The 16,397-nt window shown below is 49.1% G+C and carries 12 protein-coding genes and 1 other RNA gene; 3 read left to right on the top strand and 10 right to left on the bottom strand.

Annotation, left to right across the window (positions count from 1 at the left end):
• Positions 1-118: 118 nt before the first annotated feature.
• Positions 119-1,867 (top strand): asparagine synthase-related protein, encoded by a 1,749-nt coding sequence (locus tag MCB1EB_RS04975; protein WP_045362490.1) that lies wholly within the window; start codon positions 119-121, stop codon positions 1,865-1,867.
• An 83-nt stretch (positions 1,868-1,950) separates the two neighbouring features.
• Here the strand turns inward: MCB1EB_RS04975 and cutA are convergent, their stop codons facing one another.
• From cutA to MCB1EB_RS04960, 3 genes are all read right to left on the bottom strand, one after another.
• On the bottom strand, positions 1,951-2,310 hold the full coding sequence (cutA, locus tag MCB1EB_RS04970; protein WP_232034149.1) for a divalent-cation tolerance protein CutA: 360 nt from the start codon (positions 2,308-2,310) through the stop codon (positions 1,951-1,953).
• Positions 2,303-4,624 carry a UvrD-helicase domain-containing protein gene (locus MCB1EB_RS04965; RefSeq protein ID WP_045362494.1) on the bottom strand — a complete coding sequence of 774 codons (2,322 nt, stop codon included), beginning with the start codon at positions 4,622-4,624 and terminating at the stop codon, positions 2,303-2,305. The genes cutA and MCB1EB_RS04965 overlap by 8 nt, the downstream gene beginning before the upstream one ends.
• An 82-nt stretch (positions 4,625-4,706) precedes the next feature.
• Positions 4,707-5,417: a hypothetical protein gene (locus MCB1EB_RS04960; protein ID WP_045362497.1), complete on the bottom strand. Its 711-nt coding sequence runs from the start codon at positions 5,415-5,417 to the stop codon at positions 4,707-4,709.
• Positions 5,418-6,045: 628 nt separating this feature from the next.
• Here MCB1EB_RS04960 and MCB1EB_RS04955 point away from each other — a divergent pair.
• Complete coding sequence (locus MCB1EB_RS04955) at positions 6,046-7,503, top strand: DEAD/DEAH box helicase (protein WP_081953473.1); 1,458 nt, start codon at positions 6,046-6,048, stop codon at positions 7,501-7,503.
• Here the strand turns inward: MCB1EB_RS04955 and MCB1EB_RS04950 are convergent.
• The 7 genes from MCB1EB_RS04950 to ffs form a co-directional block, all read right to left on the bottom strand.
• Complete coding sequence (locus MCB1EB_RS04950; RefSeq protein WP_045362499.1) at positions 7,494-7,928, bottom strand: universal stress protein; 435 nt, start codon at positions 7,926-7,928, stop codon at positions 7,494-7,496. The genes MCB1EB_RS04955 and MCB1EB_RS04950 overlap by 10 nt on opposite strands.
• A 108-nt stretch (positions 7,929-8,036) precedes the next feature.
• Entirely contained in the window at positions 8,037-8,234 is a 198-nt protein-coding gene (gene iscX, locus MCB1EB_RS04945) for a Fe-S cluster assembly protein IscX (protein ID WP_026920702.1), read from the bottom strand.
• A 74-nt stretch (positions 8,235-8,308) separates the two neighbouring features.
• Positions 8,309-8,905 carry a recombination mediator RecR gene (recR, locus tag MCB1EB_RS04940; protein WP_045362501.1) on the bottom strand — a complete coding sequence of 199 codons (597 nt, stop codon included), beginning with the start codon at positions 8,903-8,905 and terminating at the stop codon, positions 8,309-8,311.
• A 32-nt stretch (positions 8,906-8,937) separates the two neighbouring features.
• Complete coding sequence (locus MCB1EB_RS04935) at positions 8,938-9,264, bottom strand: YbaB/EbfC family nucleoid-associated protein (RefSeq protein WP_026920704.1); 327 nt, start codon at positions 9,262-9,264, stop codon at positions 8,938-8,940.
• Between the two features lie 13 nt (positions 9,265-9,277).
• Positions 9,278-9,721 carry a DNA polymerase III subunit gamma/tau C-terminal domain-containing protein gene (locus MCB1EB_RS12340; RefSeq protein ID WP_232034148.1) on the bottom strand — a complete coding sequence of 148 codons (444 nt, stop codon included), beginning with the start codon at positions 9,719-9,721 and terminating at the stop codon, positions 9,278-9,280.
• Between the two features lie 62 nt (positions 9,722-9,783).
• Positions 9,784-11,217: a DNA polymerase III subunit gamma/tau gene (gene dnaX, locus MCB1EB_RS04930; protein ID WP_232034147.1), complete on the bottom strand. Its 1,434-nt coding sequence runs from the start codon at positions 11,215-11,217 to the stop codon at positions 9,784-9,786.
• A 19-nt stretch (positions 11,218-11,236) separates the two neighbouring features.
• Positions 11,237-11,335: signal recognition particle sRNA small type (ffs, locus tag MCB1EB_RS04925), an RNA gene on the bottom strand.
• Positions 11,336-11,589: 254 nt separating this feature from the next.
• On the opposite strand from ffs, the gene MCB1EB_RS04920 reads away from it, so the two are divergent.
• Positions 11,590-16,125, top strand: coding sequence for a HEAT repeat domain-containing protein (locus tag MCB1EB_RS04920; protein WP_045362504.1), 4,536 nt, complete (start codon positions 11,590-11,592; stop codon positions 16,123-16,125).
• Positions 16,126-16,397: the final 272 nt, after the last annotated feature.

Below are 16,397 nucleotides of genomic sequence, written 5' to 3'. Positions count from 1 at the left end.
TAAACTCGGTTAGCCCTTCCCTCAAACGGGCGGAATGTCTGTGGGCGGTTGGAAATTGCTGACGATTCCTTTGAGCGTAGATCTGCTTGGAGTTGCATCTTAAAGTTGGAACTCCGTTATGACCATTCTAGGCTGCGTTTACCCCACACCACAAGAGCCATTAACGCCAAACCGAGACTGGTTTTTAACTTATGATAAAACAAGGCGGCTAGCCGGTGCGTTTTGGCAAGAGGCGGACGAATACCATAGCATGTGTACTTTGTTTAGCCACGACGAAACGCTTTTTTATTGTCTTTATGGGCAAGCGTTTTCAAAGCAAGACAATCGGGAAATTAACAAAAGTGACTTGCGTGAAATCGCCTTAAAAGGCCCTTCTTTATTAACGGCTAAATTTTGGGGCGCGTATTTATTTATCTGTTTCGACAAAATAGCTAGAAAATTCATTTGCTGTTGCGATCCAAGTAATCGATGGGCGGTATATTGGTCGTGGTCTGAGCGCCATGGATTATTATTTTCAGATACGATTACCTGTTTACATCAAACTCTGACTGAGATAGGTGAGCGCCCAAGCTGGAATAAATCGTTCTTTACCACTTGGCTGCGCACGAGCACAGTTCAAAGTGGTGCCTTGCCATTTGATAACATCTTGGAACTTCCGCCAGGATGCGCTATTTTCTATACTTATGGGCGCAAGCCAGAAATGTCGTCTGTTTGGGATCCGCTCAAGAGCCCAGTTCGTGATTCAATCTCTCAAAATCCGTACGATATTTTAAAAAACTACCTAAGCCTAAACGTGTCGCACAACGACCAGCCGGTGTTAGAGCTTTCAGGTGGCTTAGAGTCGAGTTCTATTTTGCTGGCCATGCAGGCATTAGCGCCTGTTACGCAACCGCTTTCTTGTGCTCATTATTATAATTCTGAGGTTGGCTCGTCTAACGAGCTTGAGCACGCGCGCCGCGTCGCTCAATATACGGGCGCCCGGCTTAACGAAATCGATAACAAAGTTTTATCATTCGCGCCTGTCAAGCTCATCCCACGCCTCGCAAAGCCCCACTTCCGCTCTAACTCGTTTGCATTTAATCAGCATATTGCCAGCAGGCTCGACGAATGTGAGAACACTATACTCATCAGCGGACATGGCGGGGATGCACTTTTTCTCGCGCCGCCTCCTTGCAGCGTGCTGGCCGATGCAGCGCTTACGTTGCACTGGCGGCATCTGATGCGTAGGGCGGTGGATTTGGCGTTAATCCGTAGAAAACCTCTTTCCCATATCGCGTGGTCTGCCATCAAATCTGTATTTTCTTCGGATCCGTTCGGAAATGTCAGTCGCGCGTTTAAGCTACTGTCTGATGCAGCTCAAGGAGAACCGCTCGATGGCTGGTCCCATTTACATCCATTTATTCAAAACACAAATATTCGCCTTCCCGGTAAATTATACCAGCTATTTCTAGCTTATTTATCGCTAGATGATGTAAGAACGCCGGCGCATCCATTCAAAAGAGGCACACATTATCCATTTCTGTGTCAGCCAATGATCGAATGCGCACTGTCGACACCTAGCTATCGTCACTTTGAGGGAGCCCATAATCGCATTATCCTTAGAAAGGCTGTCTCTACCGCAACCGGCTATCCGCACCTCTGGCGGCGCAACAAAGGTGAAACAACCGGCATCCACTTGCTTGGCATACGGCAACATAAAGCTCATGTGATGGCCCATTGCCTCGAAGGTTTTTTAGCTAAAGAGGGGTATATTGACCCAATTCGAACCCATGCTGCAATTTTGGAGAGCTGCAAAGGCCGCAACGAATATTTAACCGACATTTTTCATATTTATTCCGCTGAACTCTTTATTCAGGGATGGCAGTAGTCGGTGAGGCGGCTAAAAATACTCCAAGCCAAGGCGATTCGTTTTCTGCTTATGGTCAAATGAATCGTACACGCGCTTTCAAGTTATTGCAGCCCAGTAGCCGCGACCCATTGCGCATAAGCAGGATGAGCCGAAGTTGGCCAACTGAGAATTTCAGGCGTTTGATAAGGATGATGGCGCGCAATCCATTCTTTTAGCTTTGGCGCCATTTCAACCGTAGTTTTAAAAAGAAGCACGATCTCTTCGGTTTCTTCAAACTTGCCTTGCCAAAAATAACGCGAGTGCACGGGCGCAAATTGTGTAACACAGGCCGCAAATTTCGTGTCGAGCGCCTGGCGGCTCAATGTAGCCGCTGCTTCCGTCGAAGGTAACGTGGTGAGAATCAAGACTACGGTGTCTGTCATATGATCTAACCCCTGTGCATTGACGATATTGCTAATCATCAATCGGTTGCAATTTTGCTACCGCTAGCGCCAGCCACTTCGCGCCGTGCCGGCTAAAATTGACCTGCGCGCGTGCCTCAGCGCCGTTACCTTCAAGAGCCGCTACAGTGCCTTCGCCGAACTTTGTATGAAACACCGCTTGCCCTATCCAGAAGCCCGTAGCCGCCGTGCGCTGACGCGCCTCAAGGGCAGATGGCGCAACGCGCACCTCTTGCGTGGACTTTTTCGCAAACCAGTTACGCCCCCAACTATTCTCGTCACGGCTTCGCGTCATACTATTTTGGGCAAATGAGTCGCGCTTAGAGGTTAACCATTTCAGTCCCTCAGTAGGCAATTCATCGATAAACCGAGAGCCTACGTTATAACGCGTTTGCCCATGCAGCATACGGCTTTCCGCAAAGGATAGGTATAAACGTTTCTTCGCGCGGGTAATCGCAACGTACATTAAACGCCGCTCTTCCTCCAGGCTATTTGCGTCATTTGTGCTGTTTTGGTGAGGAAACAGCCCTTCTTCGAGGCCAGTAATAAAAACCGCATTAAATTCAAGCCCTTTTGCTGCATGCACGGTCATCAGTTGCACCGCATTTTGCCCCGTCTGTGCTTGGTTATCGCCCGCCTCGAGCGAAGCGTGGGACAGGAAAGCGGACAGCGGTGTCATCCCATCTGTGGCTTCAGCTGTCAAGCTGATTTGTGCCGACTCGTTTACCGGCAACTGAGCGGCCGGCGTAGCACCAGGCGCTAAAGGGATCGAACGCGCTGGCGTATTCAACTCATCCCCATTCTCCGCCACAAAAGCCACCGCCGCATTGACTAATTCACGTAAATTTTCAATCCGATCTTGCCCTTCACGCTCAGTTTCATAATGGGGAATCAGGCCGCTTGTCTGCGTAATATATTCAACGACTTCTGGCAAGCTCATGGCTTGCGTAGCATGGCGCATTTGTTCAATAAACTGGACAAACGCAATTAAATTGGCACCGGTTTTGCCGCCCACATAAGTGACGGCAGCCGCCAGCGAGCATTGATGCAAGCGCGCCATATCATTTAATTGCTCCAGCGCGCGCGCGCCAATTCCGCGGGTTGGGAAATTGACAACCCGTAAAAACGAAGTATCGTCATCCAGATTATCAAGTAAGCGCAAATACGCCAGCGCGTGTTTAATTTCCTGCCGCTCGAAAAAGCGCAAGCCGCCATATACGCGGTATGGAATTCCCTGGCTGACCAACATATGCTCAAACACCCGAGACTGCGCATTGCTGCGGTAAAGCAATGCGATTTGATCAAGCGCACCCCCTTGTTCGATCAAAGCATGGATTTCTTCACCCAACCAATTGGCTTCCCGCGTGTCAGTCTCCGCTCTATAGACTCGCACGGGTTCACCCGCGCCAGCTTCGGTGTAGAGATTTTTACCCAGACGCTGCGCATTATTGGCGATAAGGCCATTGGCGGCATCCAAGATGTGGCCATGAGAGCGGTAATTTTGTTCTAGCTTGATCAAATTACGCACTTCAAATTCACGCTGAAAATCCAGCATATTGCCAACATTAGCGCCCCGAAAGCCATAGATACTTTGATCATCATCGCCAACCGCAAATACCGCTCCTTTGGAACCTGCTAAAAGCTTTAACCACTGATATTGCAATCTGTTCGTATCTTGAAACTCGTCCACTAAAATGTGTTGAAAACGAGCTTGATAGTGCTCGCGCAGCGATACCTCGCGCGCGAGTAATTCATAACTACGCAGGAGCAGCTCTGCGAAGTCAACTGCACCTTCCCGTTGGCATTGAATTTCATAGGCTTCATAGAGTTCAACAAACTTACGATTAAAGGGATTGTCGACATCCATTTTAGAAGGTCGCAAGCCCTCCTCTTTTGCATGATTGATAAAGTTTTGTAACTGTTTGGGCGGGTATTTTTCGCTATCGAGATTGAGTCCTTTGAGTAAACGCTTAAGCGCTGACAACTGATCGGCTATATCGAGTATCTGGAAAGTCGCCGGCAAACCCGCCGCGCGGCAATGAACGCGCAGCAAACGGTTACACAAGCCATGGAAGGTACCAATCCACATGCCGCGAGGATTGAGAGGCAACAGTGCGCTTAAACGCGCAATCATCTCGCGCGCCGCCTTATTAGTAAACGTCACAGCTAGCACTTGCGCCGGATTAATACGGCCCGTCTGAATCAGCCAGGCAATGCGGGTTGTTAGCACCCGCGTTTTGCCACTGCCAGCACCGGCAAGGATTAACGCTGGTTCATCCGGCAAAGTCACTGCGGCCCGTTGCTCGGGGTTTAAATAACTCAGTAAATCAGCCATGGGGGGAACTTTTAGAATCGGTCCCCTTTATTATACGATGGACCATCGGCCCCTAAAGAAATAAACGTCCGTTATAGCCTAGCTAGATGGCCAATAGCTCTGATTGCTTTTGCTTAGAGAAAGCCAAGTTTGGTTTTTTTGTGTCAGAGGGCAAAGTTTGTATAGCGTGTTGCACAGCGGCGCATACCTTCTGATACATCGTTGTCCCACTGCCTAAGGTCGGCAAACATTTCATAACAAATTGAATCGCATCCAGTTGGGCTTTACCTTCAGTTACGATACTTTCCAGCACTTGCGCCCTCCCCGCAAGCGTCAAGCACGCTAAGCAAGGTTCGATTAAGTTAAAGATCTGTTTCCGTGAAGCTTGATCTAGGTTTAGCTTCTGCCAAGCAGAATGCAGACACGCAAGGGCTTGTGGCCGACTATCAATCGGCAGCGTGTCCACCAAGTTCAGGACTTGAGGCCATAATGCGCGGGGTATAGTCTCTAATGCTTGGGCCACTTTGGTAATAATTTTTCCAGCGACCTCCGGTTTAACCATGCGCAACTGCATGTCGAGCTCTTGCAATATTTTTTCACGCGCAACAGCCTGCACAGGCGCGACAAACTGCTCAACCAGTTGCATGACTTCCGCTTCAGATGCCTCCATGGCGATTTCCGCGCCCCAAGCGCCGGCTTGATAATCAGGCGACAACCATAGTGGAAAAATCGGATCATCCACTAATTCGTCCACTAATAAGGTTTTCTGCGGGCTAGACGGACGCTTAGGTAAACCAGCTAATTGCGTAGCCATCCCTCGCCTTGCCGGAAACGACCTATAAACGGGCGCCGCTTCAGTTTTGGGCGCTGCTTCAGTTTTTTTCGGAAATGAATGAGCCGAGAAAAAAGAATGAACTGTACGAAAAGTACCCATGATAACTACCCCGAGACTTGGTCAATAAATCTTTGAATTGCTTTTGCAATATCTATACGCTCAGCCCTGGCTCGCTCTATTTTTACAGAGCATCTTTTTCAAACCCAGCGCTGACCCCATTTCATTATGGTGCTTTAATAATAATGACGCGGATGTAACGCGAAACATCCAACAAAAAAACGAAGCAACGTCCCCTCAGCTCGATTAAACAAATCAGTTGTTGAGTTAAAGCAACAAATTCAGTATAATGCGCTTTGCTCACCATTTTATAATTTTTATAAGTTGGTCAGCATTTCAGCGTTTTGTTCCTACCCCGCCTGGAAACTGTTCCTCCGTCTAGGTCGTGCTTTGCACGGATTCCCCATTCAGAGGCTGTCGTTTTTAATACAGCTTCCAAACAATGCTCGCAACGTATAAACCTTGGGTTTTACGCCGTATCGCGCATTTCGGCATGGTATGACTTTAGCTTACAAATAGCCGACGCATTGTTTACTTTTAGGGATCCTCAATGAATTCTGATTCTTCAGCTAGCACACCTACACCTACGACCACAGATCAAGCAAAAAGCAATGCAGCCTTTGCGGCGCTTGGCCTATGCCCGGCCATTTTATCGGCTCTAGAGGCAACAGGTTATACCGAACCTACACCCGTCCAGCAAAAAGCGATTCCGGCTGCTCTCGCCGGCCGCGATTTGCTAGTCTCCAGCCCAACCGGCTCGGGCAAAACAGCTGCTTTTATGTTGCCCGCGATTCAGCGCTTTGCGCAAATGCAAAAGGAAGAAGCGCCTGCTGCTGCCGCCGCTCCCACTGAGCGCTCCCGTGAGCGCCGCGGCAATAGCCGCAATCAGCAGCAGCCGGCTGCCTACCCGGCTTTACTCGTCCTGACCCCTACGCGCGAACTCGCAGCGCAAGTGACAGCTGCCGCAACCACTTATGGCAAACATTTAAAATCTTTGCGCACCGTCAGCATCTTAGGCGGCGTGCCTTACCCTCAACAGCTTGCATTGCTAGCCAAGCAGCCAGAGATCGTCGTCGCCACGCCCGGCCGTTTGCTAGATCATCTTAAGCGCGGCCGCATTAATTTGTCTAAACTGACGATGCTCGTGCTGGATGAGGCTGACCGAATGTTAGATATGGGCTTTATCGACGATATTGAGACCATCGTCGCTGCAACGCCAGAAAATCGGCAAACATTGCTGTTTTCGGCCACCATCGATAGCCGGATTAGCCATTTAACCAAAAATTTATTAAAAACGCCTGAGTGTATTGAAATTACGCACCGCCCTGAACAACGCGCAAATATTACGCAAACGGTTCATTGGGTAGATGATCGCTCCCATAAAGACCGCTTGCTTAGACATTTATTGGCCGATCAAACCCTTGACCAAGCCGTGGTTTTTACAGCTACCAAAAGCGGTGCAGATGAGCTAGCTGATTTGCTTTTCGATGCGGGCTTCTCTTCAGCAGCATTGCATGGCGATCTGCCACAAAGCGCGCGGACTCGAACCATCCGTTCCTTGCGCGAGCGGCGTGTGCGGGTACTCGTTGCCACCGACGTAGCAGCCCGTGGCATCGATATACCTGGCATTACACATGTATTTAATTACGATTTGCCAAAATTTGCTGAGGACTATGTGCATCGTATCGGCCGTACTGGCCGCGCAGGACGCAGTGGGACCGCGATTAGCTTAGCTCACCACACTGAGGTGCAGGCCGTACGTCGGATCGAACGCTTTACAAAACAAACTCTGCCCGTGAATGTGGTTGCAGGCTTTGAACCCCGTCGCACGCCCTCAGCAGCACCATCGTCGCGCCCAAACAGCAAGCGCCCACCCTCACGCAATGCAAAACCAAATAACAATGGCCGACCTTCTAATAGCAGCAATGGCTACCGCGGTACTAGCAATAACAGCAATGCGCCAGGCCGCCGCAGCTCAAGCACTCGAGTTGCAGCACGTCAACGATAAACAATAACCGGGACCTTGGTGTGCGTTAACACGCGCTGCGTTTCACTGCCAATTAACAGCGCACTAAGTCCACTGCGGCCATGCGAGGCCATTAAAATGACATCGCAGCCGCACACTTGTGCGGCTTCAATAATTCCTAAGTAAGGCGACGAATGCGCACTGATATGGCTTGCGCATGGCACCTGCGCATTCCTTGCCGCTTCCTTAACCCGCCGCAGATACTCGTGTGCTTCTTTTTCTTGGCGCTGCCGAAATTCAACTGGCGCCTCAATCGACGCCTCGGCAAAGAGCGGATAAGGATATTGCAATAAACAAGTATACGCAGTAATGTGGGAACCCAGCGCCTTTGCGAGTTCAATCCCGCTGCTGATAGCCTTTTGTGACAGCTCAGATCCATCCGTTGGAATCAGAATATGCTTAAACATAATCTCCCCTTCTATGAACACCGCACCGCGCTTAGATCTAAAAAATACAACGAAAAATTACACTTACTACCCAATTAAAGAATAGGCGATATTAATCATTTTTGTCTATCAATAATCCGAGTCCTCAATCCAGGCCGCTTGAATAGCTTCAAGTATTTTCTCGCTTGAGCGCTGCGGGTCATCAGCGAAGCCAGCCAGCTCTGTAACCCAACGGTGCAAATCCGTGAAACGGACATATTGCGGATCAATCTCTGGGTGCGTCTCTGTTAATGCCATAGCGATTTCTTGAATGTCGACCCATTTCATCTTTCGTCTCCAGTTTTTAACTTATTCACTCATGCTGCAAGGCGGCTTTTTCTCTGCATGCCACCCCCCTCACTTTAAAGCTGGCGTCGATCTAGTACCGCGCGCGCAATCGTGCCGGCATCCGTATATTCAAGCTCAGCCCCCACGGGCACGCCACGCGCGAGCCGCGTGGTTGCCAAGCCTCGGACTTTCAGCATCTGACTGAGGTAATGGGCAGTCGCCTCCCCCTCATTATTAAAATTCGTAGCTAAAATTACCTCTTGCACTCGACCATCAGTAGCGCGCTGCATCAGACGCTCAAAATTAATCTCGCGCGGACCGATGCCGTCTAATGGACTCAAGCGTCCCATCAACACAAAGTATAACCCGCGGTAAGCTAAAGTTTGCTCTAGCATAAGTTGGTCCGCTGGCGTTTCAACCACGCATAGTAATGATGCATCACGACTTGGATCTGCGCAAGTCTCGCAAGTTTGAGCCTCAGTTAAGGTGTTACAACACACACAATGGCGTAAATTCTGCAACGCCTGCGATAACGCACTCCCCAGGCGGGCAGCGCCGTCACGGTTATGTTGCATAAGATGAAAGGCGATACGCTGGGCGGATTTTGGGCCAACCCCGGGCAATATGCGCAAGGCGTCAATTAACGCACTCAAGCTTGCGGGCGACGTCATTCAAAAACACTGATTAGACATAAGGTTGGAACTTAGAATGGCAGTTTAAAGCCTGCTGGCAAAGGTAAGTCGTTGGTCACTCTGCCCATTTTTTCTTGGGTTGCTTCACTGACTTTATGCACCGCATCATTAAACGCCGCAGCAATCAGATCTTCGAGCATATCTTTGTCATCGTCAAAGAGGCTCGGATCGATCACTACACGGCGCACTTCATGCTTGCAGGTCATGGTTATTTTGACAAGGCCTGCTCCTGATTGCCCTTCAATTTCAATCAATGCAAGCTCTTCTTGCGCTTTATTCATATTTTCTTGCATTTGCTGAGCTTGCTTCATCAGCCCGGCGAGTTGGTTTTTCAACATTAACGACTCCTCTTTAAATATTCGGGGTATTGGTGGAAGGCGTCGGCTTAACCGAGCCAGGTACGATGGTTGCATCAAAATCGCGCATCAGCGTTTGAGCAAATGAGTCTTGCGCCAACGCTTGCTCCGCCGCTTGCTGACGCTGGAGGTTGTGCGCTGCATCTAACGCTGCGGCAGTTTGCGTGACTGAACCAATCTCAGCGACTAATTTAAGCGGTTTGCCTAAATATTCAGTTAGCGCTGCGCATAGTTTATCCAATTGCCCGCGCTCAGCGAGCTGCGCTACCGAGACTTTCAAGGTCAACTTTGTCCCTTCAATGCGCACCAGCTCGCTACGATACGCAAGTTCTTTTACCAGACCACGCAATGGCAAGCGCGTAACCAGCGCTGGCCAATCATGCTCACATCCTAAGGCTGCGAGCGAATCTGTTTGGGCCGCATCCTCATGCTCAGGCATGGCGACCGCTAGATGACTGGCCGCCCGCGCTAGCTCGGGCTCGGGGTCCTTCGCTGCATTCGCTAAATAGCTTGCTTGGCTTGCTTGGCTTGCTTGGCTTGCTTGGCTTGCTTGGCTTGCTTGGCTTGCTTGGCTTGCTTGGCTTGCTTGGCTTGCTTGGCTTGCTTGGCTTGCTTGGCTTGCTTGGCTTGCTTGGCTTGCTTGGCTTGCTTGGCTTGCTTGGCTTGCTTGGCTTGCTTGGCTTGCTTGGCTTGCTTGGCTTGCTTGGCTTGCTTGGCTTGCTTGGCTTGCTTGGCTTGCTTGGCTTGCTTGGCTTGCTTGGCTTGCTTGGCTTGCTTGGCTTGCCTTGCTTGGCTTGCTTGGCTTGCTTGGCTTGCAGCAATTGTAGATGTTATACCCGCTGCCGCTGTAGTAGCTGGATAAAATGCCAGCATTCTTAACAGCGTCATCGTAAAACCCGCATATTCGTCCGGCGCCAGTCCAAGCTCGGAGCGGCCGATGGTCGCAATCTGATAATACAACTGCACCTGCTCCGGCGAGAATAGGCTAGCAAAGCGCCGAATATCTTGTGCTTCAGGCAATTCGTCAAGTACCGACTGTGGCGCGACTTGAGCCCATGCAACCTGGTGCAAGATTGTAGATAAATCTTGCAAGGCCGACAAAAATGATAAGCTGCGCGCGGCTAGTTCATCTGCAATCGCCAATACCGCAGCGCCATCGGCCGCTGCAATCGCGTCCAGTAGCCGCATCAAATAATGTTGATCAAGCGCGCCCAACATATCGCGCACCGCGGCTTCACTCACTTGGCCCGCAGCATAAGCAATCGCCTGATCTGTTAACGACAACGCATCGCGCATACTGCCATCCGCCGCGCGTGCTAACAAGCGTAACGCTTGCAACTCAAAGCTCAGCTTTTCTTCGGTTAAGATTTTTTGCAGGTGCTCCACAATATGTACAACCGGCATCCGCTTAAGATTAAATTGCAAGCAGCGCGATAGTACGGTTACCGGGATTTTTTGGGGATCTGTCGTAGCTAGAATAAATTTGACATGCGATGGCGGTTCTTCAAGCGTTTTTAACATTGCATTAAACGCATGGTTCGTCAACATGTGCACTTCATCGATCATATAGACTTTGAAGCGCGCATCGACTGGCGCATAAACAGCGCGCTCAAGCAAGCTAGCCATTTCGTCAACGCCGCGATTGGACGCCGCATCCATTTCTACATAATCAACAAAGCGCGCCTCATCAATCGCGCGACAGGCGTTACATTGACCACAGGGAGTTGCCGTAATACCGGTTTCGCAATTCAGCGCTTTGGCAAGAATCCGCGACAATGTCGTTTTGCCAACGCCACGCGTTCCAGTAAATAGGTAAGCGTGGTGTAAACGCTGCTGCTCAAGCGCGTGCGTAAGCGCCCTTACGACATGCTCCTGTCCAACCAGCGACGCAAAATCCTTGGGCCGCCATTTGCGCGCGAGAACTTGATAGGTCATTGAAAAATTTAAAATTAGGGGTGACGAGCCCAATCCTCGGCACTAGCGGGAAACGGTTGTGGCTGCTTCGTTCCCGACCTGACCAGATTGGCCGCACCGCCATGCGAGGAGGCCCGTCACCCTGGATTCTACCATCTCAAGGAAGATTCGTTGTGAACCAATATGTGATGGAGATCACTTAAATCATTTTTTTGGAGCTCAGTGCAAGTCACCCTCGCTGCTTGGATGAATGAAATTCAATGCAAATAAGAACAATCTGAAGATGGTTTAGGGTTAGATCCTATACAATCCCGGCTTAGCGCTAGGATAAGCCAAGTCTTTTTCGACTTACAGCGCATAGAGAATTATTTTAAAAGAGTGATGTAGAAAACGATGAATAAAGTAGGAATTTTACTAAGCCCCATAACACCCCCCTCAATATCGCGTGGCGGCAGCCCCCAGTCGCAAATAGATCTCGCCTCTGAAAAAAACGATCAATCCATCAAGCGCAAAGACTCTGGCATCGGACTGCCCCCCTCCCCGGCTGAGACAGCTCGCCAGCCAAGCAATTTTGTACAAAAAACTGATCCTCTCACTTATGTTGTACCGCCAGATAATACGTCCGTCAGTCAGAGACACAATTGGATGGCCCGCGCGAAGCAAGTCGTCAAGCCGTTTGCGCCAACCGAAAGCAAAAAATTAGTACGGGTCCAGCAGGCCGTAAGCCACGGTCTAAGCAGACTAAAGCAAATTTGGCTAGCTCCGCGCGCTAGCACTAAGCAAAACGTCTCTATGTCTTTTGCTTGGGCCCCATTTTGGCCAACTCCGCCAAGCAAACCATTAGCCAACATAATACCGAGCAAAGCGCAACGTTACACCAAGCTAGATACGGCACTATATCCATTAGCTCCGCTCAACCCGCGGCTACAGGAACTCTCGACACAAGCCCTTTCTCTAGCAAGTTTGCGCGATGCACTCTACCAACATTATGAGTACGCGAGCTTATCGACCCAGCCATTCTCAGATCAAAATGCAGCGCTTGATACCTGCTATGCCAATCTCACTCGGATTGAGCATCACCTTCAACCGCAACCCGAGCAAACAGCGCTGGCGCAGTCAACCACCGCTTTCGAGCCGCGACCTAACGGCGAGCCACACTCTACGAGGCTAGTTACGCTGAATCACCTCTTTGAGCCACAAACGTTACATGATGGCTCAAGCGGTCGACCTAAACGAGTTTTAATCTATGGGCAAGCGGGCAGCGGCAAAACCGTTGTATGCAAAAAGCTGGTCTCTGACTATCAGCACAAGGCGCTTTGGCACGATCATTTTGCTTGCGTATTGTGGTTGCCATTGGCGCAGCTCAAAACCGATCAGCCCCTCAATTTAAAAACCTTACTTTGCGAGCACTTTTTTGCGCACCAAGAAGACGCGCAAGCGTTAGCTCAAACTTTTGAGCGCCACCGAGCCCAAACTTTGTTCATCTTGGACGGTTTAGATGAGGTCATTGGCGAGTTGGATGAGGGCCGCCCTTTACGTCCACTCTTACAAGAATTACTCAGTCAAACTCATGTTTTAATAACCTCCCGGCCGGTTGGGGTGAACTCACGCGCCCTCGGTCAGTTTGATTTAGAACTAGAAACCACGGGCTTAAATTTGGATGATGTGCAGGCTTACGTTCAAAAGTTCATCCCTGAATCAAACCAAGCAACGATCCAACAATTGATGCAAAGCACCCCACTGACTCAGGGGCCGGCCAATCTTCCGCTTTTACTTGATGCGCTTTGTGCCAACTGGGGGAAACTCCGCGCAAACGAAGAAACCACTATAGCCATGCTATACGAGGCGATAGTCAATCAACTCTGGCGCAAAGATTGCATTCGCTTAAAAAAACGACATCAAGGCGCACGCCTGGAACCCTTAGCACTCCAAAATTTGCCTCAAGCCAAATTAGAAAAGCTCATCGCTACGGAACTCCACTCTTTAAGCTATTTAGCCTTTAAGGGATTAGAAACCGGAACCATTGCAGTGAATCTGGATACGCTAATTCAGGATAAAGCACGGCTAGGAATAAAATCGCCATTCTGGCTTATCACTGATTTGAAACACTCCTCCTTCTTACACACGACTGATGTTAGGCGTCCTGAAGTCGAGCCTACTTACCATTTCTTGCACCCATCCATTCAAGAATTTTTTGCCGCAAAGTTCCTGGCTCAGCATCTGCAAATTGATGCGCAAGCCGAGTCAGTGTCGGCCCAGGCAAACCTTGTACCCATCGATTCCGGTTTAATCCTCAGCCCAGCACAATTACGTACCTTTATCGCCGAACATAAATACGACCCTCGTTATGAGCAAATGTGGCAAATGTTGGCCGGGTTGCTTAAAGGCGCTGCCTTAGAACGCTTCTTTACGCTATTAGAAGAAGAGCCGCAGGACTTGCTTGGCGCTCGCCATCAACAACTGATGCTGGGATGCGTACAAGCAGCACGCGCCCAATTAGAAGAAAAAACTCTCACTAGACTAGAAAAAGAGTGGATGCAGTGGCTTTGCTTTGAGATGAGTCTTAACCTAGATGACGTAAGCACATTAGGGCTCCATCCGGGATTCCCAGAGCATCTGCTGCTCGCTTATCTGCATCAGCCTGAAAGCAAGAAGACTAGCATTATGCGCACTTTGGGAGCCCGCTCCGCTTTGTCTAACAATGCTACCCAGGCTATCATTTCATTGCTCCTGGATCAGACTGAAAAAAAAGAAACAAAAGTGCAGGCGGCCGAGACCTTAGGTCAACTGCAAACATTGTCTGGAGACGCGATTCAGGCCTTAAGCACAGTGTCAAAAAACACGGCTGAAGATGAGGATGTCAGAATTGCAGTAATTAAAGCATTAGGCCGGCAGAAACCATTGACCGAAGCCGTCATCCTGACCTTAATTTCAGCATTACTGGATGCGAACTGGGAGATCAGATATGCGGCTGGCAAAATATTAGGTCGTATAAAAGAGCTTCCTGACACAGCCATTCAAGTCCTGCTTGCATCATTACAGAATCAAGAAAAATATATTCGGTCTACGGCCGCTGAGGCATTAGGCCAACAACAGCCCCTCTCTGAAACCATTACTCAAGCATTGATCGCAGTCTTACAAAATAAAAGTGAAGACAAGGAAGTTAGAGCGATGGCCATCAATACATTCGGCCAGCAAGAAACCCTGCCTGAAGCAGCCATACGCGCCTTGCTCGCATTACTGCAAACTCAGGGTGAAAACGAAGATTTAAAGTCTGCAGCGGCCGAGGTATTTAGCTGGCGAGAGCCGCTTGATCCAAACATCATGCAAGTCTTGATCTCACAGTTACAGGATAGAAGCGAGAGAGAATATGTCAGATCTACCGCGGCCCAAGTATTAAATCGACGACAAATAGTCCCTGAAGCCGCTATTCAGGCCTTGTCCAGCGTGTTGCTCAATACAGATGAAAAAGAAAGTGTTAGATCTTCAGTTGCCAAAGCGCTAAACAATCAAGAAACGCTATCTGCTCCCCTCACTCAAGCCTTGCTCTCTGTTTTCAAAGGTGAGCATAAAAACGAAAATGGGTATTTCAGAATTATTGCTGCCGAGACATTAAGCCAAGAAACCATCCTACCTGAAACCATCATTGAAGGTTTCACCGAGGTGCTACAGAATAAAGAAAAAGCATGGCATCTCCGGTCCGCGGCTATCGAAGCATTGCATCGCCAATCCAAATTGCCAGCCGCCACTTGTGAGGCCTTAGCCATCGAGCTAGAAGATCAAAATGAAAAAATCAGGTCTGGAGCCGCCATGGTATTAGGCCGACAAGAAAAACTGTCTGACGAAATTAGGGACATCTGGCTCAAAGCGCTAGCGAGTACAGATCAAGCGCTTAAATCCAGAACCATTAAGGTGTTAGGCCAACACCAAAATTTGCCTAACCACGCCGAATCAGCTCTTATCAAAGCATTACAGGATCAAGATGACTCACTCAAAATCGAGGCTACAAAAATCTTAAGCCGGCAGAAGGAATGTCCTGAAGAGGCCATCCAGGCCTGGGATGCAATAGTACAAAATAAGGAAGAGAAAAAAACCCTTAGATCCATAGCTGCCGAAGCATTAGGACAACAAAAACAGTTATCAGAAACCGTGACTCAAACTTTAATGGCGGTGTTAGAAGATAAAAATGACGAAGAATATGTCATATCTGCAGTTGCTAAAGCATTAAACCAACAAAAAATACGGCCTGAAATCGTCATTCAGGCTTGGAACGCGATACTCAAAAACAAGGAAGGAGGGAAACTCGCCAAGTCTACAGCGGCCGCAGCACTAGGCCAACAAGAAGAGCTACCAGAAACTGTAATACAAACCTTAGTGGCTGTGCTAGAAGATAAGAATGAAGAAAAATATGTGAAATCCGCAGCGGCTCAAGCACTTAGCCAACAAGAAATATTACCCGATGCCGTGCTTCAAACTTTGGTCGCTATGCTAGCGAATAAGGAAAATGATCAAGCTACGATTACCAAAATTTTAAATTTACATATTGATCGGCTTTACACCTTGCTGCCAAACCTAACCCCTGGGCAGATACAGTCGCTCTATGCGAGCGTTTTATTTCCATGGAGTTGCACCCGTATTGCGCCACTTTATATTCGCAAGAATAGACTTTGTTTCTATACAACGGCTGGGCTAAAGAGCTCCATTTCTCTAACAGCTCAACAAATTGCTGTTTTTATGAACGCCTTGGCGGAGAGCGACGTACCATTACCCCACCGTTCCTCCAAAGAGATCCAGACAAATTCCCACGCTTATCGCTCGAGTCCTGTAGAGCCTTCTCTTATAAGAGAGCTGACATTCCCTACTTCAATCCCAAGTAGTGAGCTTTCCCACTTATGTACAGATATTCAGGGGCGGGCGCATTTAGTTTAATCTGCCGCGTAAGGTTTAGATATAGACTAATGAAAAATCTAATTTAGCTCGGACAATCGACTGACCTTGCCGCCGAGAAACGTCCCCCTTACTGAAGGCTAAAATTCATTAAAGGAAAAAATTGTCAAAAATCAAGCGGCCACGGTACATGCTGTAATACAAGATTGAGCGCTTACGCTGGTAGGTAATGATAAGGGTATGGCGGCAGTCAACGGGGGCAAGTTCATATCTTCTTCTCTAGGGAAACGCTGATTTACTCGCACTCCACATTG

It is taken from the genome of Mycoavidus cysteinexigens (genome assembly GCF_003966915.1).
Taxonomy (GTDB): Bacteria; Pseudomonadota; Gammaproteobacteria; order Burkholderiales; family Burkholderiaceae; genus Mycoavidus; species Mycoavidus cysteinexigens.
This window is presented reverse-complemented; position numbering and strand designations above follow the sequence as displayed.

Excerpts from the sequence above, each read along its gene's own strand:
- MCB1EB_RS04955 (WP_081953473.1), top strand. The coding sequence starts at position 6,046 with ATGAATTCTGATTCTTCAGCTAGCACACCTACACCTACGACCACAGAT.
- MCB1EB_RS04975 (WP_045362490.1), top strand. The coding sequence starts at position 119 with ATGACCATTCTAGGCTGCGTTTACCCCACACCACAAGAGCCATTAACG.
- MCB1EB_RS04950 (WP_045362499.1), bottom strand. The coding sequence starts at position 7,928 with ATGTTTAAGCATATTCTGATTCCAACGGATGGATCTGAGCTGTCACAA.
- MCB1EB_RS04960 (WP_045362497.1), bottom strand. The coding sequence starts at position 5,417 with ATGGCTACGCAATTAGCTGGTTTACCTAAGCGTCCGTCTAGCCCGCAG.
- MCB1EB_RS04920 (WP_045362504.1), top strand. The coding sequence starts at position 11,590 with ATGAATAAAGTAGGAATTTTACTAAGCCCCATAACACCCCCCTCAATA.
- dnaX (WP_232034147.1), bottom strand. The coding sequence starts at position 11,217 with ATGACCTATCAAGTTCTCGCGCGCAAATGGCGGCCCAAGGATTTTGCG.
- MCB1EB_RS12340 (WP_232034148.1), bottom strand. The coding sequence starts at position 9,721 with ATGCCTGAGCATGAGGATGCGGCCCAAACAGATTCGCTCGCAGCCTTA.
- cutA (WP_232034149.1), bottom strand. The coding sequence starts at position 2,310 with ATGATTAGCAATATCGTCAATGCACAGGGGTTAGATCATATGACAGAC.
- MCB1EB_RS04965 (WP_045362494.1), bottom strand. The coding sequence starts at position 4,624 with ATGGCTGATTTACTGAGTTATTTAAACCCCGAGCAACGGGCCGCAGTG.
- iscX (WP_026920702.1), bottom strand. The coding sequence starts at position 8,234 with ATGAAATGGGTCGACATTCAAGAAATCGCTATGGCATTAACAGAGACG.
- MCB1EB_RS04935 (WP_026920704.1), bottom strand. The coding sequence starts at position 9,264 with ATGTTGAAAAACCAACTCGCCGGGCTGATGAAGCAAGCTCAGCAAATG.
- recR (WP_045362501.1), bottom strand. The coding sequence starts at position 8,905 with ATGACGTCGCCCGCAAGCTTGAGTGCGTTAATTGACGCCTTGCGCATA.